This window comes from Salinispira sp., from assembly GCF_059431795.1.
Genome location: NZ_JBXWXS010000015.1, coordinates 1 through 21,551, shown reverse-complemented (window position 1 = coordinate 21,551; position 21,551 = coordinate 1). Strand labels below are relative to the sequence as shown.

At 48.6% G+C, this 21,551-nt stretch carries 24 protein-coding genes and 1 tRNA gene; 15 read left to right on the top strand and 10 right to left on the bottom strand.

Going from position 1 to position 21,551, the window contains the following annotated elements:
* Nucleotides 1-12 precede the first annotated feature (12 nt).
* The 6 genes from hpf to pyrG form a co-directional block, all read right to left on the bottom strand.
* The gene (hpf, locus tag AC52PS_RS06350) at nt 13-309 is read right to left on the bottom strand and encodes a ribosome hibernation-promoting factor, HPF/YfiA family (protein WP_495562208.1); all 297 of its coding nucleotides are present in this window, start codon (nt 307-309) and stop codon (nt 13-15) included.
* A gap of 18 nt (nt 310-327) precedes the next feature.
* Nucleotides 328-1,707, bottom strand: a complete 1,380-nt coding sequence (rpoN, locus tag AC52PS_RS06345; protein WP_495562207.1) for an RNA polymerase factor sigma-54 — start codon at nt 1,705-1,707, stop codon at nt 328-330.
* Between the two features lie 69 nt (nt 1,708-1,776).
* Nucleotides 1,777-2,502 (bottom strand): LPS export ABC transporter ATP-binding protein, encoded by a 726-nt coding sequence (gene lptB / locus AC52PS_RS06340; protein ID WP_495562206.1) that lies wholly within the window; start codon nt 2,500-2,502, stop codon nt 1,777-1,779.
* Complete coding sequence (locus tag AC52PS_RS06335) at nt 2,499-3,185, bottom strand: hypothetical protein (protein ID WP_495562205.1); 687 nt, start codon at nt 3,183-3,185, stop codon at nt 2,499-2,501. Before AC52PS_RS06335 ends, lptB begins: the two co-directional genes overlap by 4 nt.
* Complete coding sequence (gene lptC / locus AC52PS_RS06330; RefSeq protein WP_495562204.1) at nt 3,182-3,751, bottom strand: LPS export ABC transporter periplasmic protein LptC; 570 nt, start codon at nt 3,749-3,751, stop codon at nt 3,182-3,184. Before lptC ends, AC52PS_RS06335 begins: the two co-directional genes overlap by 4 nt.
* 32 nt (nt 3,752-3,783) lie before the next feature.
* A complete protein-coding gene (pyrG, locus tag AC52PS_RS06325) occupies nt 3,784-5,406 on the bottom strand; it encodes a CTP synthase (protein WP_495562203.1) in 1,623 nt (540 codons plus the stop codon).
* A 134-nt stretch (nt 5,407-5,540) separates the two neighbouring features.
* Here pyrG and AC52PS_RS06320 point away from each other — a divergent pair, with 134 nt between their 5' ends.
* Genes AC52PS_RS06320 through lipB form a run of 3 tightly spaced genes read left to right on the top strand, consistent with a single transcriptional unit; the run spans nt 5,541 to nt 8,300 of the window.
* The gene (locus AC52PS_RS06320; protein WP_495562202.1) at nt 5,541-6,356 is read left to right on the top strand and encodes a CheR family methyltransferase; all 816 of its coding nucleotides are present in this window, start codon (nt 5,541-5,543) and stop codon (nt 6,354-6,356) included.
* Between the two features lie 10 nt (nt 6,357-6,366).
* The gene (locus AC52PS_RS06315) at nt 6,367-7,524 is read left to right on the top strand and encodes a protein-glutamate methylesterase/protein-glutamine glutaminase (RefSeq protein WP_495562201.1); all 1,158 of its coding nucleotides are present in this window, start codon (nt 6,367-6,369) and stop codon (nt 7,522-7,524) included.
* 32 nt (nt 7,525-7,556) lie between these two features.
* Nucleotides 7,557-8,300, top strand: coding sequence for a lipoyl(octanoyl) transferase LipB (gene lipB / locus AC52PS_RS06310; protein ID WP_495562200.1), 744 nt, complete (start codon nt 7,557-7,559; stop codon nt 8,298-8,300).
* Between the two features lie 20 nt (nt 8,301-8,320).
* Here the strand turns inward: lipB and AC52PS_RS06305 are convergent, their stop codons facing one another.
* On the bottom strand, nt 8,321-9,163 hold the full coding sequence (locus tag AC52PS_RS06305; RefSeq protein WP_495562199.1) for a TIGR00282 family metallophosphoesterase: 843 nt from the start codon (nt 9,161-9,163) through the stop codon (nt 8,321-8,323).
* Nucleotides 9,164-9,400: 237 nt separating this feature from the next.
* Here AC52PS_RS06305 and AC52PS_RS06300 point away from each other — a divergent pair, with 237 nt between their 5' ends.
* The 5 genes from AC52PS_RS06300 (at nt 9,401) to AC52PS_RS06280 (ending at nt 12,814) form a co-directional block, all read left to right on the top strand.
* Nucleotides 9,401-9,940 carry an Hsp20/alpha crystallin family protein gene (locus AC52PS_RS06300; protein WP_495562198.1) on the top strand — a complete coding sequence of 180 codons (540 nt, stop codon included), beginning with the start codon at nt 9,401-9,403 and terminating at the stop codon, nt 9,938-9,940.
* Nucleotides 9,941-9,964: 24 nt separating this feature from the next.
* The gene (locus tag AC52PS_RS06295) at nt 9,965-10,087 is read left to right on the top strand and encodes a hypothetical protein (RefSeq protein WP_495562197.1); all 123 of its coding nucleotides are present in this window, start codon (nt 9,965-9,967) and stop codon (nt 10,085-10,087) included.
* 459 nt (nt 10,088-10,546) lie between these two features.
* Nucleotides 10,547-10,993, top strand: coding sequence for an Hsp20/alpha crystallin family protein (locus AC52PS_RS06290; RefSeq protein WP_495562196.1), 447 nt, complete (start codon nt 10,547-10,549; stop codon nt 10,991-10,993).
* A gap of 250 nt (nt 10,994-11,243) precedes the next feature.
* Nucleotides 11,244-12,305, top strand: a complete 1,062-nt coding sequence (locus AC52PS_RS06285; RefSeq protein ID WP_495562195.1) for an alkane 1-monooxygenase — start codon at nt 11,244-11,246, stop codon at nt 12,303-12,305.
* 425 nt (nt 12,306-12,730) lie between these two features.
* Nucleotides 12,731-12,814: transfer RNA gene (locus AC52PS_RS06280), tRNA-Leu, on the top strand.
* A gap of 500 nt (nt 12,815-13,314) precedes the next feature.
* Here AC52PS_RS06280 and AC52PS_RS06275 read toward each other — a convergent pair.
* Nucleotides 13,315-13,995 carry a TetR/AcrR family transcriptional regulator gene (locus tag AC52PS_RS06275; protein WP_495562194.1) on the bottom strand — a complete coding sequence of 227 codons (681 nt, stop codon included), beginning with the start codon at nt 13,993-13,995 and terminating at the stop codon, nt 13,315-13,317.
* 174 nt (nt 13,996-14,169) lie between these two features.
* Here AC52PS_RS06275 and phnD point away from each other — a divergent pair, with 174 nt between their 5' ends.
* The 7 genes from phnD (at nt 14,170) to AC52PS_RS06240 (ending at nt 19,982) form a co-directional block, all read left to right on the top strand.
* On the top strand, nt 14,170-15,081 hold the full coding sequence (gene phnD, locus AC52PS_RS06270; RefSeq protein WP_495562193.1) for a phosphate/phosphite/phosphonate ABC transporter substrate-binding protein: 912 nt from the start codon (nt 14,170-14,172) through the stop codon (nt 15,079-15,081).
* Between the two features lie 63 nt (nt 15,082-15,144).
* Nucleotides 15,145-15,984: a phosphonate ABC transporter ATP-binding protein gene (gene phnC, locus AC52PS_RS06265; RefSeq protein ID WP_495562192.1), complete on the top strand. Its 840-nt coding sequence runs from the start codon at nt 15,145-15,147 to the stop codon at nt 15,982-15,984.
* Nucleotides 15,977-16,792, top strand: a complete 816-nt coding sequence (gene phnE / locus AC52PS_RS06260; RefSeq protein ID WP_495562191.1) for a phosphonate ABC transporter, permease protein PhnE — start codon at nt 15,977-15,979, stop codon at nt 16,790-16,792. Before phnC ends, phnE begins: the two co-directional genes overlap by 8 nt.
* Nucleotides 16,789-17,589 carry an ABC transporter permease subunit gene (locus AC52PS_RS06255; protein ID WP_495562190.1) on the top strand — a complete coding sequence of 267 codons (801 nt, stop codon included), beginning with the start codon at nt 16,789-16,791 and terminating at the stop codon, nt 17,587-17,589. Before phnE ends, AC52PS_RS06255 begins: the two co-directional genes overlap by 4 nt.
* A gap of 10 nt (nt 17,590-17,599) precedes the next feature.
* Nucleotides 17,600-18,346 (top strand): tyrosine-protein phosphatase, encoded by a 747-nt coding sequence (locus AC52PS_RS06250; protein WP_495562189.1) that lies wholly within the window; start codon nt 17,600-17,602, stop codon nt 18,344-18,346.
* A 175-nt stretch (nt 18,347-18,521) separates the two neighbouring features.
* Nucleotides 18,522-19,664: a tyrosine-type recombinase/integrase gene (locus AC52PS_RS06245; protein WP_495562188.1), complete on the top strand. Its 1,143-nt coding sequence runs from the start codon at nt 18,522-18,524 to the stop codon at nt 19,662-19,664.
* A 36-nt stretch (nt 19,665-19,700) separates the two neighbouring features.
* The gene (locus AC52PS_RS06240) at nt 19,701-19,982 is read left to right on the top strand and encodes a hypothetical protein (protein WP_495562187.1); all 282 of its coding nucleotides are present in this window, start codon (nt 19,701-19,703) and stop codon (nt 19,980-19,982) included.
* Between the two features lie 185 nt (nt 19,983-20,167).
* On the opposite strand, the gene AC52PS_RS06235 is transcribed toward AC52PS_RS06240, so the two are convergent.
* Complete coding sequence (locus AC52PS_RS06235) at nt 20,168-20,356, bottom strand: hypothetical protein (protein WP_495562186.1); 189 nt, start codon at nt 20,354-20,356, stop codon at nt 20,168-20,170.
* A 24-nt stretch (nt 20,357-20,380) separates the two neighbouring features.
* On the bottom strand, nt 20,381-21,337 hold the full coding sequence (gene tnpC / locus AC52PS_RS06230) for an IS66 family transposase (RefSeq protein WP_495562230.1): 957 nt from the start codon (nt 21,335-21,337) through the stop codon (nt 20,381-20,383).
* Between the last annotated feature and the right edge of the window lie 214 nt (nt 21,338-21,551).

Here is a 21,551-nt window from a genome sequence, read left to right as displayed (position 1 = left end):
AGCCCCCCGCTCTTACCGGTGTTTATCCTGAACCTTCTCCTTTTCCTTCCGGACTTTCTGATCAAGCCGATCAACAAGCTTCTCTATAGATTCGTGCAGGTTAAAAGTGTCTTCCTTTAAGTGGGCGGTAACTCCCCAGCGGAAATTTACGTTCACCTCGGCAATCCAGGCATCATGATCCTTGGCCAGGGTGAACATCAGATCCACAATATAATCTTCGGCATAACTGATTTTCTCAAGCTTAGTTTCGAGAAAACTCCGGGTAACATCGGTAATCTGATAATGAACACCTTTGATGTCTACACGCATACACTACCTCCAAAAAAATTAGCGATTATACGAGGACGAAATATCCAATTCTTTTCGATATTTCGCCACCGTACGCCGTGCGATTTTAATACCGCGTTTTTCCAATAAGTCTGATATTTTCTGATCCGATAAATGACGTTCCGATTCTGCTTCCAGAATCTCCTTCATGATTGCCTTCACCGCTTCCTTTCCGTAACTGCCCCCGCCCTTACGGGTACCGGTAACCGCATTGGTAAAAAAGTACTTCAATTCGAAGATGCCGAAATCGGTCTGCATATATTTACCCCGGGTAAGACGGCTAACGGTGGCTTCATGTACGCCGATATCCTCAGCCACATTCTTTAAAGTAAGGGGAACTATGCTCTTGGGTCCATAAATAAAAAAATCCCGTTGATATTCCAGAATGGCCAGGGCTACCTTTTTCAGGGTATCGTGTCGCTGCTGTATGCTATTGATAAACCAACGGGCATCCCTGATCTTGGATGTGACAAAGCTTTTCGCTTCAGCATGCCCCGGTTGATCAGTGTTCCCCGATTCCTGAAACACCTGATCGAAAAAGGAGTTCAGCCCGAGAACAGGAATCTCCTCTTCATTCACCATAATACGGAACTCATCATTCTCCCGGGTGACGGCAACATCCGGGATCACATAGGTGGGATCGGCGCTGGAGTACTCCCGCCCGGGAAAAGGGGTGAGGGTTTTCAAAATTTCAAGACAATGAAGTACCTCATCTTCGGGAATCTTTTCTGTTCGGGCGATCTCCCGGTATTTCCCCCGATCCAACGCCTCAAGATGATTTTCAATTAACGGATAGATGGAGTCGGGGACATCCACAACCATGGAAGCCTGAATCTTCAAGCTCTCAATATAGTCCCCAGCGCAGCAGCCTGCAGGCTCGAAACGCTGGATAATTGAGATCATCTCCCCCATCGCCGGATGCTGATCCTCGGGAACAAGCAGTTCCGGATTCTCAAGATGAAACCCGTTTTCATCCAAATTTCTGATCAGCAATTCACCGATCTGAAAAAATTCTTCAGGAATAGGCTGGAGCCGCAGTTGCCAGATTAAATGTTCCCGGAGGCTTTCGGGTTTGGAAAGGGCATTCTCCATAAAACTCTGCTTGGAGTCCGCCGCAGCCTGATCGTAGCTTGAAGTGAAACCCGGGTCCGAGGAATTCTCAAAATAGCTTTCAACTTCGCTGTTTTTATCTGGCATGGAATCCAAAGAGATGGTTTCCCGGTCTTCAAGCACTTCCAGAGCGGGGTTTTCCTCAAGCTCCTGATCTATCCTTGCCTTGAGATCCTGAAGGGGGAGAGCCATAATCCGGATGGATTGGAGCATCTGAGGACTCAGCTTGAGTTTTTGTGTCTGTACTAGTGCCGGTCTCTGATACTGCACCTCATCCTCCAGGAGTTATAGATTAATTGTGTGTTAGGCACATCCATTTGTCAACGCAGCCGGATCACATCAGGCTTCAAAAGACTCACCAAGATACACTTCACGGGCCAGACGGTTTTCCAGCAATTCGGCCTTGTCTCCCTCAGCCACAATTTGTCCATCCTTGATGATATAGGATCGGCGGGTAATCTCCAAAGTATCACGTACATTATGATCGGTTATAAGAATTCCGATATTTTTATCCACAAGTATCCGAATGATATTTTTGATCTCATGAACCGCAATGGGATCAATTCCTGCGAACGGCTCATCAAGAAGCAGAAAATGGGGGTCAATGGCCAGACTCCTGGCAATCTCTGTTCGCCGCCGTTCTCCTCCGGAAAGAGTGTAGGCCGGCTGCCGGCGTTTCTCCTGCAAACCGAGGTCCCCAAGAAGGCTTTCCAGAAGATCCCTCTTCTCTGAATGACCGAGGTTCTTCCGGTTCTCTATAATTGCCCAGATATTATCCTCCACACTCAGCTTCCGGAACACAGAGGCTTCCTGGGGGAGGTATGAAATTCCCAGCCGGGCCCGACGATACATGGGAAGATTGGTAATAACATGATCATTGAGTAAAATATCGCCACCGTTCGGTTTAATAAATCCTACAATGCTGTAAAAACAAGTGGTCTTTCCCGCACCGTTGGGTCCCAAAAGGCCCACAACCTCCCCCTTGTGCATGGAAAAATCTATTCCCCGGAGGACCTGCTTTTTTCCGTATTTTTTCTGAAGGTTAGATACCTGCAGTGTACTCATTCGCCCCCGCTCCCACCGGAACCCTCAGCTTCCCCATCATCTGAAGGCTCTTCTTCAGAGCCTCGTTCCGGATCGCTGATTTGTCCACGGACTTCTCCTTCAAGGATAATCTCATCGGAATCTGTGAAGATGGTAATGACCGCTGCAGAATATTCATCCCCCCGGTAATACACTACGGGGAATCCGCTGAGCTCCAGACGGCCGCTCTCTTCAAAATATCGTACATACTCCGCCTGGGCGAGCATGTCCTCCCTGACAATTTGGACATCCAGCTGAAAAACCGCCAGCTCCCCCTCTCGTTCCATATAGGTGCTTCGCACCAGAATATCTTCACCTGGATCGTTAAATTCGGCACTGCCCTCTAGGACCAGGGCTTCAGTTTCGGTATCGTAATTCAAGACATTTGCGGATATCTCCGTCCCACTATCCTTGTCCAACAGCTGTACGGTTCCACGGGCTTCAATAAAGCGGTTTCCCTCACCGCTGAGACTGATCCTGTCACCCTCTATACGGATAGATTCCCCTTCAACCTTTGCGCCATTTTCAAGGATGGTACGCTCGCTGCCTTCTGCAAACACCGACCTGCTCTGTCCTGCAGTTGCTTCCAGGGTTTCAGGATATAGAATTTTGGCCGGGATTAGGGCAAAAACGGTCATGAGAAAACATATGCCAAAATGCTTCATTCTTCTTCCCCATCTGCACTGTTTTGTTCCACACTGCCGCTGATAATCCGCCCGGTACTGCCTCCATCGAAGCGCATCTCCTGCAATAGAAGATCCACCACGAATCCTCTTCCACGGAAGCTTGAGCCGTCATCACGAATCAGCTCCACCCATTGATCGTCGGGACTCCAAATAAGATCCTGTCCCGGGCTGTAGAGAAACTCTTCACCCGTAATTCGTGATTCGCTTTCTGTCACATAAATCTCCACACCGTCTCTGAGCAAAATATCTTCACTGTCCAAATCACGGACGGCGATCCCGGCTATTCCTTCCAGGGAAACAGTAGCATCCTCATTGTACTGGGTGAAGCTCAACCCTTCAATTTCCTGAAGTTCACGTTTCTCAAAGGTACGCAAGATTTCGGACTGAAGCTGCAGGAGTAAATTCCCGTCTTCATACACTCTCTCAACAATATTGCGTAGCGATACATCGGGTATCTGTTCCTTTTCCTCCTCGCTCATCGCCATTTGATCATAGTCAAAGCTGCATGAGGAGAGAATAACGACAGCTGAGAGAACGAGCAGCATGTCTGTAATACTGACCCGAAGGGAGAATGACCTCATTTCTTTCGACCGGCACTTGTCTTTCGACCGGCACTTGCTTCAATAAAACTCGCAAACAGGGGATGGGCGTCCAGAGGGCTGGAAAGAAATTCGGGGTGAAACTGCACCCCGATACCCCAGGGGTGCCCGACCCATTCACTGGATTCAACCAGTTCTCCCTCGGGGGTTGTACCGCCGAAATTCAGGCCTCCTTCACCCAAGGCGGCTCTGAATTTGTTATTCACCTCATACCGGTGGCGGTGCCGCTCTTTAATAAACTCTTCTCCGTAAATTTCCCGGATTTTACTCCCGGAAAGGAGGCGGGAACTGCTGAGCCCCAGGCGCATGGTGCCGCCGTAATTCTTCACATCAACCTGCTCTTCCAGCAGGCTGATCACCGGATTATCAGCTTCCGGAGCAAACTCTGTGCTGTTGGCATCTTCCAAACCCAATACATTCCGGGCATATTCCACCACCAGCACCTGCATTCCCAGGCAAATTCCAAAATACGGCAGCTGATGTTCCCGGGCATACCTGGCAGCCAGAATCATTCCTTCAACGCCCCGGCTGCCGAAGCCACCGGGCACTAGAATTCCGTCGAGCTCGCCCAGTACCCCATCGGGATCATCCAGCTTCTCAAGATGTTCGCTGTCGATTTTTCTAATATGGATATCCACACCGTTGGCAATACCCCCGTGTACCAGGGCTTCGTCCACCGATTTATACGCATCGGCAAGCTCAATGTACTTGCCCACCATCCCGATGGTGACGGTCTTTTTTGCAGATCGGATCACGTCCACGATAGCCTCCCAGCGGGACATATCCGAATCCGACGCATCCACACCGAGCCGGCGTAAAACAATGCTGTCCAGGCCCTGGCTCTGGTAGTTCAAGGGTATTTCGTAGATGCTTTTGGCAACATCGTGGGCAGAAATCACCGCATTCACCGGCACATTGGTAAATAGCGCGATCTTCCGGCGCATATCCTCATCCACTTCATTGGGAGATCGGCACAGCAGCACATCAGGCTGAAGCCCGATTTCACGCATTTTATTCACCGCATGCTGGGTGGGCTTGGTTTTCTGCTCACCTCCGGCAACCTCGGGTACCAGGGTGACATGCACCGAAATCGCATTTTCCCTGCCGTGCTCGTGCACCATCTGCCGGGCGGCTTCCAGAAACGGAATTGACTCTATATCCCCCACGGTTCCGCCGATCTCAATGATGGTAGCGTCCACACCCTCTTCTTCACCGATATTGACAATGCGCTGTTTAATTCTGTCTGTAATATGAGGAATCACCTGAACCGTCCGGCCTAAATACCTGCCTTCCCGTTCGCGCTGAATGACTTCCTGATAGACCTGACCGGTAGTTATTGAATGATGCCTGGATAGGGTTGATTTGGTGAACCGGGCATAGTTGCCCAAATCCAGATCGGTTTCCGCGCCGTCGTCGGTTACGTACACCTCGCCGTGCTGATAGGGGCTCATGGTTCCTGCATCCACATTAATATAAGGATCGATCTTCACCATCCGAACAACAAGTCCCCGGGATTCCAGGAGGGTTCCTAAACTGGAGGCTGCTATGCCCTTTCCAAGACTGGAGCAGACACCGCCAGTGACAAATATATATTTCCTCATGGAACTTCATTATTCCCGGCGGGCTTCCCCTTGTCAATGAAATATAGGTATGCCATGTGAATCAATTTCCTTGACACAGCTATGGCCAGGTCATAGACTTTAATCATAACCACCACGCTAAAGAAGCAGGGCCAATGGCAGGATATTTAACAGACACACAGTTTGAAAAGTTCAAGAAGCTCATTTATGACGAGAGTGGAATTACCTTTTCCAGCTCCAACCGATCTATACTGGAAAGCCGGCTCCGGGAGCGGGTGAGAAATTCCTCAGCAGAAGACATAGACGGATATTATCAGATTATCATCCGGGATGAAGGACAACTTAAGGGTCTTCTTGATTCGGTAACCACCAATCTGACCCGTTTCTTTCGTAATCAAGCCCATATCGAAACCTTTGAATATTATGTTGTTCCCGAATTGATAAAAATGAAGCGGGAGCAAGGAAATAAAGAAGTGAAGGTTTGGAGCGCAGGGTGTTCCACGGGAGAAGAACCTTATACTTTGGCAATGGTACTCAAAGAGACACTCCCCCCGGATTTCACCATCACCATTACTGCATCCGATATCTCACTCAAGTCTCTATTAATCGGAAATGAAGGTTTTTATGCAAAGCATCGGATGAACGGCGTCCCGGAGAAATATCTGACAAAATATTTCGATGAGCGGGAAGGCGGGTATGCCGTTAAAGATGATTTGAAAAAACTGATTAAGTTTGACTATCATAACCTGCAGAATGACAGCGGACAAAGAAATCTCGATGTAATTTTCTGCAGAAATGTATTGATTTATTTTGATGCCGTTGCGCAGAAGACCGTAATTGACCGATTCTGGGCCAGTCTGGGAGCCAAATCGTTTCTTTTTATCGGACATTCGGAGTCGCTCTTCGGAATGGACACCCAATTCCAGTTTCTGAAAACAGACTGGGCATGTATTTATGCAAAGAACAGCTAAAGAGGTACCCGTGAGTTCTGACGCGATTTCTGTTCTGGTAGTAGATGATTCAGCACTTATGCGCAACCTGGTGGGCAGGATAATAGAGAGTGCCGATGACCTGCATCTTGCAGGCAAGGCGATGAACGGCAAATTCGCCCTTTCCAAAATCCCCACGCTTCAACCCGAGGTAATCGTCCTGGATCTTGAGATGCCGGAAATGAACGGTGTGGAATTCCTTCAGGCATGCCAGGAGCAGGGCATTGATCTTCCGGTGATCGTACTTTCGGCGGTGGCCAAAAAAGGTGCGAAAATTACCATGGAAGCTCTCTCGGCAGGTGCGGCAGACTTTATTATGAAACCACAGGGCTCCGCCCCCGATGAGGTTCGCAACATCGCCGATCACCTGATCGAACTGGTACGTTCCTATGGAAACCGCCACCGTAAGCGAAAAGGCAGACCCATTGTGGAACCTGCAAAACCCCGGGATGTGCTGAAAGAACGTCCTGCGGAAATGCCCGTAAACCGAAAAGCTCCCGCAGCCATCCGCCGTCCTGCCGCCATTCCCAAGGACATTCGTCCCAAAGACAAACCCGGCCAGCTGGAAATTATCGCCATAGGAATTTCCACCGGCGGTCCCAACGCCCTGAGAAAAGTGTTCTCGGAAATATCACCCGACCTTCCCGTGCCCGTTCTCATTGTCCAGCACATGCCCGCAGGCTTTACCCTGGAATTCGCCAGGAGTCTGGACCGCATCTGCCCCCTTGAAGTTAAGGAAGCTGCCGACGGAGACATTATTAAAAAGGGGAGAGTCCTTATCGCCCCCGGTGACTTTCATATCACCGTGGAAAAGCGAAAACTTGCCACTATTCTCCGGCTGAACCAGGATCCACCCATGAACGGACACCGCCCCTCGGCGGATGTGTTGTTCGAATCTGTTGCAAAAAACTTCGGCAACCGGGCCATGGGTGTCATTATGACCGGCATGGGCCGAGATGGCGCCAGAAATATCGGAGAGATATACATGGCGGGAGGCATTACCCTGGGGCAGGATGACGCCAGCTCAGTGGTATACGGAATGCCCAGGGTTGCCTTTGAAAACGGGTTTATTACCGAACAGGTGGCAATCGAAGAAATGGCGGGAAAGATTTCCCATTGGGCCGAAAAACTCACCGGCGGAGAAGAATAGACGCTTCGGGATTTTTTCAGTATATATCCACCATGTACTCCGGCGATATCTCACGCACACTTACAACCACCATCTTTCCCGAACCAGTATCCTACGAAGAAGGCTTTGCTCTGCAAAAAGAGCTGCATTCCCGGGTTGCAGCCGGCACCCTGAATGATCAACTGCTTCTTCTCGAACACCTTCCGGTATACACCATGGGGAAACGGGCAGAAGAGACTGATTTTCTTCTCAGCAGGGAAGCTCTCACCCAGGACGGGGCGGACATCGTTCAAATAGACCGGGGCGGCCAGATTACCTACCACGGCCCGGGGCAAATCGTTCTCTATATTATTAGCAATCTGGGCGACCGTGCCCGGAGCATTCGCCGCTTTGTGAACCGGCTGGAGCAGGTGGTTATCGATTACCTGGAACAGGAGTTTGCAATAATTGCGGGAAGGAACCCCCGCCATCCCGGAGTGTGGGTGGGAGATGGGAAAATCGCCGCAGTGGGAATATCAATCCATAACAAAACCAGCATGCACGGGTTTGCCCTGAACCTGCGGCCCGACCTCTCTGCGTTTGCCAAAATTATTCCCTGCGGAATCCGGGATAAAGAAGTGTGTTCAGTTGAGTCTCTTCTCCAAAGGAGGGCTCAATGGGCGGAGAATTCTCAGGCCGATATTTCCCGCCCTGACCTTCTCAGTCAGAATATCCACGAGGAAATGAAGAAGGTGACACAACATTTTCGAAAAATCTACGGGTATGCAAACATAGAAATCAGTTCACCCGGCATATAATTGCTTTGCCCCGGTTCCTGTCAGTCGTCCCTGTTGCCCTCCGGGGTTTCCACCTGCCTTCGAAACGGCTCGATGGATTGGGCCGTGCCGTCATCCCCCACCTTCAGCAGTACGCCCTGGATTTCAAGACCCGCCCAGTGCTCGTTGCTGCGGGCGGGTACGCCCAGCATCTTCTGCCGGATTTCCGTTTCGGGCTCAAATCCGCCCACACTCTGAATGCTGCCGGTTCGCCCGGCGTCGGAAATAACCGCCGTACCCCGGGGAAGAATCTGAGCATCGTTGGTCTGTGTGCGGGAACCGGAACCGATAACCGCAGTGAGCTTCCCGTCGGCATACAAATTCATAGTGGCCTTTTCCGCAGTAATGGGTGAATGAAAATCCATAATTACGATGTCCGCATCCTTCTTTGCCCGTTCTACAATTGTGGGAAGAAAGGTGTACGGATTACTTGGATGAATCCGGTTAAAACCCGACTGGCCCAAAAGGCTGATCACCACAATATTCTCGCTGCGCTCAGGTTTATCATCGGGCTTCTTTCCGCCCACAGTGTAGGTGCGCCACCCCCTGCCCGGATTTCCCTGGGGAAAATTGGCCGGCCTCAGTAAATGGTACGCTTTGGGCAGGTGCTCTTGAATATCCTTCTTAAAAAAGATCTGGTCTCCCGATGAAATAACATCAACCCCCAGCTTTCTCAAATATATGGAATGGGTTTTTCCCAGCCCAAAGCCGCCGGTTGCGCCATCGCCATTGGCAATAACAAAATCGGCCTGAAATTCCTTTTTTAATGATTTGAGCTGGCTTTTAACACAATAGATACCGGTCTTCGTTACAATCTCGGCAATGTACAGAATCGTTTTTCCCATACCCAGAAGAATATACGGTTCGGGTAACGTTTTACTACCCGTCACGGGTTTTATTTGGTAGATTAGAAACGAGGCGAAGGCAATACTCCGCCTACGTGGGCGTGCTGGTAGGCAGCCACAGCAGTCCGCCGGAACTGCAGAATCCGGCAAACGGCCGGAGCAAGACTCAGCCGTTAACCCATTCTGTCGCCCGAACGGGGACAGGTTAGAGCGCATAAGGCTCTTACAGGAGGACACATGAAAAAGCATGATTTTCTCGACATTCGCGAGCTGCTGGATGATATCTTCGGTGCGGCCGAAGACTTCCGCATGGCATTCACCAATGAGTTTAATGACATCGGAAAACACTCCTTCCGCTGGCAGGAGCACCGGGACTTTTATCCCGGCTACTCCTATCCACCGGTGAATGTGTACATGACCGAAGATAAAACCATGGTGTTGCAGTTCGCACTTGCCGGCTTCTCGGAAGATGATATCAACCTTGAATTCAAGGGCGATTATCTCATCTTTTCCGCCGATGCACCCAGTGACTTTGAACCCGACGGTGATGTTCGCTACTTCAAACGCAGACTGAAACTGAAAAATGTAAAGGATCAGCGTTACTTTGTGCCCGCAGACAAATATCACCAGGACAAAGTCAAGGCAGCTTTGAAAAACTCAATTCTCACCGTCACCATTCCTCCCAGAGATGAAATTCAGGAAGAAGAGGGTGTGAAAGTTGATATCAAAGCTGAGGATCAAAAAAGCAGCGGCAAATCGAAAATCAAGAATGCCTGAGAGCATTCCCCATGAGGAGGAACTATGATCTTCTGGATAATTGTAGGAATCGGAATTGGATTTTTCTTTAAACCCCAAATTGAGGATGGTCTGCATAAAGTCTCCCGCATGATCAAAGATAAGCGGGGCGGCCACGACCAGTACTAGACTCCACGTACAGAAAAATCCGAATAACCTGCCTGCTGACGGAGAACATTCGTTCATCAGGCAGAAAATTACCAGCACCCAAAACCGTCCGGATTCACGCCGGACGGTTTTTTTTATTCCCTCATGGAATCAATATCCCTACCTAAGGGCCAAAGGAAGTTTTGACACAGAGATAATAGGGTCATTATGACCATATGGGTTTTTTTGATACACTTTTCTGAACTTGCCACCATCCACCGGATCAACATGGGATCTGTCAGGCCAAAGCAGCCGCATACACCCCCCGCATACACAGCACAAAATGCTTGATCAGGATTACGAACCTCTTGTATTTTGTTCCCATGTATATATTTACATAAGTTCTGGTCGTTTTTATAAAAATATTACAGCCAAATACATAAGTTGGCATGGATAATGCATATAAGGTAGTAAGAAAACAAATTATCATGGAGGTATAACATGAATACGGTAGTACGATACAGAAACGGACGCGGTCTTGCGAATCAGATGGATGAACTGTTCAACAGCGTATTTTACGCAACTCCTGAGCAGCGCATGAGAAAACCCGCAGTGGATGTACGGGAAGAAGAAGACCGGTACATTGTTGAAGCGGAACTGCCTGGTATGAGCGATGCGGACATCGATATCACCATAGATGACGGAAAGCTGAAAATAGAAAGCCGGAAAACTGAATCAGAAGCATCATCTGAAGAACCTCAAGAACAAAACTCTTCAGAAACCACATACCTTCTGAGAGAACGCCGGCATATGAGCTTCAGCCGCAGCTTCGGTCTCCCCAGGGATGTGGATCAGGAACAGATCAGTGCAAACTTCTCCAACGGGCTGCTTACCCTCACCCTTCCCAAGACCGAAGAGGCAAAGCCTCGCCAGATCAAAATCAGCTAGGCAAGCGCTTCGGGCCTCAAGAAGGATCTTTTGTGTATAATCGGCGGACAGTGTCCGCCGGTTCAATGAAATCAAGTGTGAAATCAGGTGCAGTGTTCTGGTAAAACCGGCACCTGTAAAAATAAAACCCGGGGAGTTTAGAGATTCTCCCCGGGTCTTTTTATGCCCGTGTATTTTTCTCGTTTTGTATCGAAAACGGCGCATTATCCTCAGTTCTGATGTATTATATTATTTGAATGGAGGGTTTGATATGAGCCAGGAACAAGCGGTACCGAAAAAACCCAGGTTACATGCATTACATGCCATACCGTTTTTTATCGGCTACACTCTACTTCCCCTCTATTGGCTTTTTCCCGGAGGATGGAGTGTGGCGGTATTTGTTTTCATTCTGATACCCATCTTCGATATTCTCTTCGGTAAGAGCAGTACCAACTTTACATCAACTCAAATTCCCCGAGCCTTCGATATTCTTATTTGGCTTTGGCCCATTCTCCAGATGGGGAATTTATTGGCCGCGCTGATTATGCTGCAAACCGTCCAAGGAAATATATGGTTTTTTACCGGACACATTATTTCTTTGGGAATCATCAACGGAGCTGTAGGCATCACGTATGCCCATGAACTCATTCACAGGAAATCCAGGGCGGAAAACTTTCTTGGAGAACTGATACTCAGTACTGTCTGGTATCTGCACTGGAAAGTAGAGCATGTGCGGGGTCACCATGCATTTGTAGCAACCCCCAAGGACCCGGCCAGTGCTCCCTTGGGAGTAACTATCTACCGCTTTATTCCAAAATCCTTCTTCGGTGGATGGAAAAGCGCGGCAGCTCTGGAATCGGAGCGGCTCAAACGCAAAGGTCTTTCCCCTATATCTATGCGAAATTATCTATGGAGTGCAGCCCTGATCCCCTCCGCCATTACCATTGCAGTGGGCCTGCTCATCGGCCTCAAGGCTATGCTGATATTTCTCCTCCAGGCATTGGTAGCCATTATTCTCCTTGAAATTGTGAACTATATTGAGCATTACGGACTCAGGAGAAAGCAGTTGGAAAGCGGAAACTATGAACGGCCCCACCCCGGCATATCATGGAATGCTGATAACCGGCTCACCAACGCCTTTCTAATCAATCTGCAACGACATTCGGACCACCACGCACGCCCCAGGGTTCAGTACCCCATGCTGGAAAGCCGGAAAGATGCGCCTCAGCTTCCCTTCGGCTATGCCACCATGATCCTCATCGCACTTCTACCACGGCTGTATAAACGGATTGTTGAACCCCGAATCCCTGTTGAAATGAAGAACCATAGCTGAGATCCCCAGTTCCGAAACGATGCAGCTCCACCCGGAGAACCCCCGAATACCTCAATTTCAAAAACCCAGCCGGGCAACCGGAAAAATCACTAAAAGTCTCCCATCGAGCAATATGGTGTGGCGAAATCTATATTGACACAGGGGATTCTCAGCCCAACATCTGATGCACATGCCGGCGAACCAAAGGGCAGCAGCTTTATTCCAGCAAAGTTTCCGAAATCTTTTCCCGGACGGACACGGCGGTATGAATCGTAAAGTATTTCGTTGCATATCATTGCCAGAATTCACAGCCAAGCAAAGCTGGTACACTCAAGAAGATCCAGTGCCTTCATGAACTATGAGCTGTACCTGGTACCTATCGATGGTAAGCGCAGCAAGCAAAGTCTTGACAGATATAGAGTGAATCTATATATTCATCTTCGCCTGCCCAGGTGGCGGAATTGGTAGACGCGCTAGATTCAGGTTCTAGTGCCCAATAGGGCGTGGAAGTTCGAGTCTTCTTCTGGGCAACATAATCCTTTTCGGGGGAAGAGATTAGGAGTTTGGTCTAATGGCCAAGCTCCTTTTTTTTAGCGTCATTTGCTGACTGACGCCTTTATTGACGCCCGGCAACATTCACAACGATAATCGCCCTTTCGTCCCAATTTTGGGACACTCCCCGTCTGCATACCTGCACCGCAATCGCCTCCGGATTTTACCTTACTCCAAGTTCCTGCTTCACAGGTTTTATCCACTTTCTGTCCTTTATATTCTTGAATGTCGACAACTAGCTTATCAAATGGATACACCGGTGGCACAGGCTGGCAGGGAATATGGAGATGTTTCTATTTATCGGGACGAGCTCGCTTGGGAAAAGCTAAAACGCCAACGCCTTCTTCCATAATTTGCCTGATTGCTTCGGCTTTGAATTCTGCCGAATAGGGACTTTCAGACAGGGAGCAGAAACCTTCTCGATCATGCAAAAACAGTTTTTATTCTCAAAAAAACAAAAATAGTTTATTCAGGAAAGCTATTTTCGATGGGAAAGAACCATACCGTCAATCATGATATCAATAAAGACTCCGGCATTTTTTGACTGATAGTGTCTTGTGTAATTTTTTCTTTTTGAAATACGCAGCATATAGCTTCTGAAGGCCTGCTCGATAATCATTACATAATCATCCAGCGATACTTCTGGGGGGGTGAGTTCCCCCGAATCTATGCCATCGGAAATAATCTCCCTGAGAAAAGGTTCTTTTGCAGAAAATTGTTCTCTGACTGAAAAGAAACGGATATACGCCGGATCGCCCTTATCCATGGGACCGATGAAGGCATCGTAATTAAGGTCAAATTGACCGCTTTGATAGCTTTCCAAGAGAATTTGACCGTAATGTTCAAGAAATCTTCGAAACTTTTCCCTGGCACTCAAGCCAGCGATGCTGGCTGACAGCTCTCTCCAACGCCTCGCATGTTCCTGAGCGAGAATTTCCACGGCAAACAAATAACTATCGATAACCAGTTCTGATTTGTTGTTGTAATAGCTGTAGAGAGTTCGCCGGTTTAAGGAAAGCCTCTCGGCGAGCTCCGCCATGGTGATATTTTCGTATCCCTGTGTATTAAAGAAGGAAACAACTTTTTCCAATAGGTCGCGGCGACGCTTCCTGCGTATGCTGGATTCATCATAATACTGGATGATCAATAACTCGCTCATGAATAATAACTCCTAATTCCTGGTCCGGTTCATAGTTATGCGGCAGTATCACGACTCATGTAAGCAAATACAATCGCAAAGATAGAAAACTCACACATACCAAATATAACCTTAACATAAATAGCTCAATGTGAGCAAAAATTGAGCTGGAATACCAGCCGACAAGGAGAACAAATGTTTTCGAATACACACAAGGTTATGATAACTGCAGTGATTATCCTTCTTATTGCTGCGGCTTCAGTTTTCGCCCGCGGCGAAGCCGAATCCACGGATCCCGAAACTCTGCGGGTGGCTGTTATTTTAGATGAGAGCAACCCCAAATCCGGCGAACTGAATGACGCCTTCATTGTCGATATGGCGGATACCCTGGGTATGCCCGTTGAGGGAAATGTCATTATGGAATACGGCGTGGGAATTGAAGCCATGCGCAGCGGCAAACTCGATGCTATGCTGGTTTCGCCCATGAGCTACTATCAGGCAAAACAGCGTACAAACGTTGAACCCCTGGTAACCACTGAAGTAAGCCTCGGCGGCGTGGATTACCGGACCTACTTCATTACACGGAGCGACCGGGATGATATCAACACCCTCGAAGATCTGGAGGGAAAAAGTTTTGCCTTCGTAGATCCCGGTTCATCTTCCGGTTATGTGTACCCCAAGCTTCTCCTGGTTCAGGAACTTGGTCTCGATCCTCTCATGGTTGAAAATCCCGACTATTTCTTCGGCACCAGCGCATACTCGGGCCGCCATGATGCCAGTCTCATGGGTGTACTCATGGGAGACTACGATGCGGCGGTTGTTGCAGCTCCGGTTGTTCCAATGATGGTCGCGACTGGAGCCATCTCCGAAGGAGACATTAAGGTAATTGCCCAGACACCAAAAATCCCCAACCCCCTGTACATCATCCGGGCAGATATTTCCACAGAACTCAAATCTTTGGTAAAGGATTTCTTCCTATCCTATGACAACCCCGAGTACTTCGAGAGTCTGTACCAGAGCCCCGAAGCCCGGTACATCGCAGTGAACGAAGAAGACTACAAAGTAATCGAGGACATCGTAAAAATCCTCGGTATCGAAGAAGAATAAATATTCTCACAATATACAGCCCTCCGACTCCAATTCGGGTCGGAGGGTTTACAGGTAAAAAGTATGAAAGACGCTGTTCTGGTCCTGAAGGACCTCCACAAAACCTATGATAACGAGGTACATGCCCTGCGGGGGGTGGATCTTGAATTCCGGAAAGGCGAGTTCACCGTAATCATCGGACCCTCGGGAGCGGGAAAATCAACCCTCATCCGGAGTATTAACAGACTGATTGACCCCAACGAGGGAGAGATTATTTTTGACGGCATTCACATGGAAAGCATCCGGGGCAAAGCACTGCGCAGGCAGCGCGCGGACATGGGAATGATTTTTCAGCATTACAACCTCATCGGAAGGGTGAATGTCATCAAGAATGTTCTTCATGGCCGGCTGGGTAAAATGTCCGGCTGGAAAAGCCTCTTCAATCTTTACTCTCATGAAGATAAACTCCGCGCCTTGAAACTTCTGAGAAAAGTCGGACTGGAGGAAAAGAAATACCAGCGAGCCGATGCCCTTTCCGGAGGACAGATGCAGCGGGTGGGAATCTGCCGCGCCATCGTACAGGAACCGAAACTGCTTCTGGCTGACGAGCCCATTGCATCGCTGGACCCGAAATCAGCGACCACGGTCATGCAGAGCATTAAGGACATCACCGAAGAAAGCCACCTCAGCTGTATCGTAAACCTTCATCAGGTGGATTTTGCGAAAAAATTTGCCACCAGAATTATCGGACTCAAGGACGGCAAGGTGGTTTTCGACGGCGCGCCATACGAACTCACCGATGAAATCACCGCCTCGATATACGAAGGAAAAGAAGATCAGATACATCTAAAATCCTCCACAGTTGAGGATCACGACCTCTCCAATCTGGAACAGGACGAAGAAGAGGTTGCCGGATATGTCTGACAACCGCGCTCTTTTCCCTGAAACTTCGGAGGGGATTCCCCTGAACCTGGTACCGAAGTGGAAGCCGGTTCTAAACATCGCTTCGCTGGCGGCGCTCCTCATTGCCGCATTCGTGTATTTGAAAATAGATCTTGGCGAATTGATTTCCGGGTTGCCCGATTTCTTCATGTTCTTCTGGGAAAACTTCTTTCCACCAAAATACAGAAACATAGCAAAATATGTGCCTTACATAATGGACACGGTGCTCTTCGCCCTGGTGGGAACCTATATATCGGCAATTCTATCTTTTTTATTCGGACTCTTTATGTCCCGGAAGCACAGTCCCTTTCCTCCTCTGCGCCTCGTACTCACAGCAATTGCTTCACTGTTTAGAAATGTACCTTTTCTGGTCTGGGGTACTCTGTTTATTTTCATTTTCGGCATAGGCAACATGGTGGGTCTCCTGGCGCTTTCGGTCATGACCCTGGGATTTCTATCCCGGTCCTACGCTGTGAGCATTGATGAAATTTCCCAGGACAAGGTCGATGCTCTGCGGGCTACCGGTGCCTCGAAGTTCCAGATTCTGATCCATGGCATCATCCCCGAGTTCATTCCCGCATGGCTGAACTGGACCCTCTTCATCTTCGAAATAAATATCCGCGCTTCTGCGGTTCTCGGAATGGTCGGCGCCGGAGGGATGGGAATCATGATCCAGACTAATATCCGGCTCTTCAAATACCATGAGTCACTGTCACTGATAATCGTCCTGGTAGTGATTATTCTTCTCACAGAACTTGTTACCGGAACAATAAGGAAGGCTATTCGATGAGCAGCAATACAATACTTCTCGAACCCCGCTCAAAAACCCTCGCCCATTTGTTCCTCCTGGTTCTGGCAACGGTGGTATTTATCCTCGCTTCCCGGTCTCTGGGGCTTGATATGGAAAAATTTATTTCCCGGCTTTCCAATGCCCGGGAGGTACTGGGCAGGATGATCGTCTTTGATTTTTCAGATATCGTCCTGGTAATCCGCGAACTATTTGTCTCCATCGGTATAGCAATTACGTCCCTCTTTCTCGGATTGATACTATCGGTAATTCTGGCATTTCTCGCGGCGGACAATATCACTCCCCACAGATATATCAGTCTGATAATCAAGGGCCTCATCGCCACCATGCGGGCCATCCCCGGTCTCGTATGGATTTTAATGGTGGTAGCCAGTCTCGGCTTCAGTAATACCTCGGGGATAGTAGGCATGGTTATTTCCACCCTCGGATATCTCACAAAAACCTTCACTGCGAGCATTGAAGATCTGGGGCACGAATCCATCGAAGCCATGCGCTCCACCGGAGCTAACTGGTTTCAGGTCATTTGCAAGGGTCTCATGCCGAACTTGACAACAACTTTTCTTTCGTGGATATCCATCAGACTGGAATCGAGCATTGCCGAGTCTATCAATCTGGGAATGCTTGGAATCGCCGGAGTCGGATTTCTGCTGATAAAAGCAGCCCGATCCTATGAATACGGAAAAATCATGGTGATCGTTCTGGTCATCTACATAACAATGCTCCTGGCAGAGTTCGGAGTAAATACATTACGGGCCCGCATCGACAAGATGCAGCCATAGGGAAAAAACAATGAATATATTGAATGTACGCAGCCTTACGGACAAAATTACCAAAGACGGTATGAAGGTGAAGACCAATGCAATCTGGCGCGCGGGGAATCTCATGACCGCTGACGATGAAGCGGTGGCGAAGCTCAAAGAAATGAATATCAATTACATTTACGATTTTCGCAGCGAACAGGAACTTAAGAGCGACGGTCAAAAGCTCCCGGCCCACGCACAGACCGTTCATATTGATATCCTCCCCATGGCATCCATGGATCCCGAGGAAATGAAGGCACAAATGGCTCAATTGATGAAAGATCCGCAAAACATGTTCAAGCATATCTACGGCCAGGCATTTCCCCAGGCAGCAGGCTACACCCGGTTTTTCCAGGAAATTCTCACCCAGGATACGCCGGAATTTCTTTTTCACTGCACAGGAGGTAGGGACCGGACGGGTATTGCCGGAGCCCTGCTCATGCACATCTTCGGCTACAACCGGGAAGACATCTATGAAGAGTTTCAGAAGATGGATATGGCGTCTGCCCGAAAGCTGGTAGACAAGTCAAATCCCATGATCCAGGCCATGGGGCTTTCTGATATGGACTCTGACGAAATTGCGGAAACATTCCGGCCCAAGCGCCACGAGCTGGAAAATTTCTTTAACGCTGTGGAAAAACTATACGGCGGCATCGACGGATTCATCGGTGAGTTCCTCGGAATTACCCCTGATGAGCGGGAAGAACTGAAAAAACGCTATCTGGTGAAGGCTTAAAACTTCAATATCCCGGTTCTGATAAGTATTTGTCAGGATCGGGCTTGTCCCGGAATGTAGAAACATTTCCAAATACCCAGCTCCCGAAAAGCATAGTTAGTTGCATAATCTGATGCCTAAAAGGCTGGTCGGTTGCTTCGCAACCTGCTCGCCTAGGCATCCTGAGGAGCTGAGTATGGGCAGACACAAACTCCCCTATAAATTAAAGAAACCAAACAGCCACCATAAATACTGGCGCTATGTTCTATCAACTGATCCACACCGGTCAGAAATCTCAACCAAAACTCGCGTAAAGTACGAAGCTGAGAGACTTGCAAAGGAAGCTTATAAAGAAGCTCTGGAGGAGCAGATGTCTGTTGTCACCTTCGGCAATTATGCTGCAGACTTCTTCACATCTAAATGTAAACTGACTCTGCGAAAGAAAAGCTCAAACAAGACCTTTTCAGACGACATGCTGAAAGTTAAAAGAGGTCAGCTCACCAATTATCTCATGCCGCAATTCCAGGATTTTCCGCTGGACGAAATCACTCCAGTTATGTTTGAGGATTGGCGGCTTACTCTCAATCTGGCCAACAGCACAAAGAACGGCATAACAATTGTTATGAAGCAGATTTTGAATGAAGCTGTCCGGGATAAGAAGATCAATCTCAATCCCCTTCAGCAGGTGGAGACTCTGGCCAAGATTGCAGATAAACCTCGTGATTCCCTGTCTGTTGAAGATATGAAGACGCTCTTCCCCTTGGATGACCAGAAAGCTTTGACGGTTTGGAAGACACAGAAATACCACACCCTTATGTTTCTGCTCGTCTCATCCGGTATGCGTTCTGGTGAAGTCAGAGCGCTTAGATGGAGTGATGTACTCTGGGAGGATTCAGGACTTCTGATAACCAAGGCGGTAAAAAACTCTGGTACCGTTGGCACCGTTAAAGAGAATAAGGAAAAGTTTGTCCGCATCCCTGGCCGGACTATCGAATTATTGAAGGCATGGAAAGCTGAATCCCTGACCACGGAAGATGATGATGTAATTTTCTATGGTAAGGATACACAACGAGCCATCGACCGCGGCACCATCCTTACCAACTTCAAGAAGGGATTGGAGAGAGCAAAGATTAAGGGCGGTAAGAACCTCGTCCCCCACTCTCTCCGCCATACATTCAACTCCTATATGCTCGCAGTCCTTCCTTCTGAGGTAGTACGGAAGTTTACCGGACACAGCTCTGAACAGATGAGCAAGCATTATTACCACCCACTTCTCCGGCAGGAATTAAAGGCAACCGAGCAATTTCAGAAGCAAATAGACTCAATCTGGGGTAAGTAAAAGCATAGTTCTGTGTGTCGAGTTTAGGAGGCACACATGGAACTATCAATCCCAGAGATTAGTGAGCTGAAGAAGCAGATTGTAGAATTGAAAGAACTGATTACAGACTCTGTTCGGTTGGATCAGGAATGGTATGACTTGGAACAGGCTTGCAGGTTGAAGGGGGTGAATAAAAACACCCTGTATGCCAAACCGAAATATCAACCAGCCTTTGGAAAAGCTGACGCGCTCGTCTGTGGCAAAAAGCGCTGGAACCGATCAACCATCCAAGAATGGCTTAAGATGTCGGATGCTGATATTCCTGTGCACCTGAATTAGTTCTACATGTAGGACTAATTGTACAATGTGGAATAAATTCCATATTCAAAAACCCAACCACCTACTATGTCCAGATTCCATCCCAGGTCATCCAGGTTAATCCCAGATGAATTCGTTTATCAAAGGAGTATCCATACATCCCTATGAGCTAACGGATGCGATAGGGATGAACCTAGATATAATGGTCAATTCATCATAGTCTTCATAGTCTCAGCTGCTGCAAAGTAGCTGATTAGAGAAAACTCATCACCGGTCTTGGCCCACTCAATCAATGATTCCGCCAGTATCATTGAATCATAGGTAAAACCTTCTACACTCTCCGGCTGGTAGTCGAGCGACTCACTCAGCAAGCCCTTTGCAATATTCAACGCCATCAATCTCTCATTCATTTGTAACCGTCAAAGGTCATCCCGAAGATTCCACGGCAGCAGCTTGATCCAGTCTTCATTGTTTTTCGCAAGCGGGGCACTTTCGAAGACCTTTAGTAAATACGAATGAGGGTTTAATCCGTTGGCCTTGGCGGTCTCGATGAGGGAGTACATGGCGCAGGAACTCTTGGCTCCGGCAGGGCTGTCGGAAAACAGCCAGTTTTTTCTTCCCATGACAAACGGTCGAATTGCCCGTTCGCTGATGTTGTTGTCAGGAGTCAGCTGAGGGGACTCAATGTATCGCACCAGCTTCGGCCACTCATTCAAGGCGTAGCTCACTGCCTGGCCCAGTAAGACTGATGGTACAACCTGTTCTTTCCGTTTTTGTAGCCAGGCAAGGAAATTAGACAGGACCGGTTGAACGGCTTCCTTTCGCTGGGCGAGGAACTGGTCATTACTCAGCTTCTTCTCCCGAAGCTCGTTTTCAATTTTATACAGACGGGCAATATAGCTGATGGCCTGATTCGCACTGCCGCTTTTCTTCGCAGCTTTGGCGGCATCCTTGAACTTACGCCTCGCATGGGCGAAACAGCTGACATGATGAATATCGGGATAATCCTTCAGGGCACTTGTATACCCGGCGTACCCATCTGTCTGCAGGTATCCTGTGAATCCATCGAGGAATTCATGTATATGTTTGGCGGCTCTGGTCTGCCGGTACTGGTACACATAGGCTGGTTCGTCCGGCGGGCCACCCCGGGCAAGCCACATGTACGACTTGGAAGTATTTTCACGGCCCTCTTCCTGCATGACCAAAACGGTCGTCTCGTCCATATGCATGACCGATCCGGTTTTTATGTGCTGTTTCAGGAGCTTCATCAGTGGGATGAGCCGTTTGTAGGCAGAATTCTGCCAATGACTCATGTTTTGCCGCGAAATTTGGATGCCGATTCGCTCAAAGCGGCCTTCCTGCCGGTAGTACGGCAGGTGATCTACAAACTTGTTGACGATGATGAACGCAAGAAGCGATGGGGTGCCCCCCCTGTGTCAACATAGAAGTCACCTGAAAGGAGGCTTTTATGAAATACAGTTTATCGTTCCGAAATGCAGTGCTCAAGCAGGTACTGCCACCGAATAACCGGAGCGTTGCATCGGTTGCGCGGGAACGGAATCTTAGTCCGATCACCATCCATAGCTGGAT